Genomic DNA, 653 nt, shown 5'->3' on the forward strand with positions numbered 1-653 from the left:
AGGGTCTCCACGATCTTCGACTCCGGCACGGTCTTGATGACCTCGCCCTTGACGAAGATCTGCCCCTTGCCATTGCCCGAGGCGACACCCAGATCGGCCTCACGGGCCTCACCCGGACCATTGACGACGCAGCCCATCACCGCGACGCGCAACGGCACCTCCATACCCTCCAGACCCGCACTGACCTGATCCGCGAGCTTGTACACGTCCACCTGCGCACGACCGCAGGACGGGCACGAGACGATCTCCAGACGGCGCTGGCGCAGCCCCAGGGACTCCAGGATCTGCATACCGACCTTGATCTCCTCCGCCGGCGGGGCCGACAGCGAGACACGGATGGTGTCGCCGATGCCCTCCGACAGCAGCGCACCGAACGCCACCGCGGACTTGATCGTGCCCTGGAAGGCCGGGCCGGCCTCGGTCACACCCAGGTGCAGCGGGTAGTCGCACTGCGCCGCCAGCTGACGGTACGCATTGACCATCACGACCGGGTCGTTGTGCTTGACCGAGATCTTGATGTCACGGAAACCGTGCTCCTCGAAGAGCGAGGCCTCCCACAGCGCCGACTCCACCAGCGCCTCGGGCGTCGCCTTCCCGTACTTCTGCAGCAGACGCCGGTCCAGCGACCCCGCGTTCACACCGATACGGATCGG

At 66.6% G+C, this 653-nt stretch carries 1 protein-coding gene; it reads right to left on the reverse strand.

All coding sequences use genetic code 11. The features are described from left to right. Nucleotides 1-653 (reverse strand): flavodoxin-dependent (E)-4-hydroxy-3-methylbut-2-enyl-diphosphate synthase (ispG, locus tag V7793_RS37995; protein WP_336014321.1); only part of this gene is annotated, 653 nt, incomplete at both ends.

This window comes from Streptomyces sp. KLMMK (assembly GCF_036961605.1).
GTDB classification, from domain to species: Bacteria; Actinomycetota; Actinomycetes; order Streptomycetales; family Streptomycetaceae; genus Streptomyces; species Streptomyces telluris.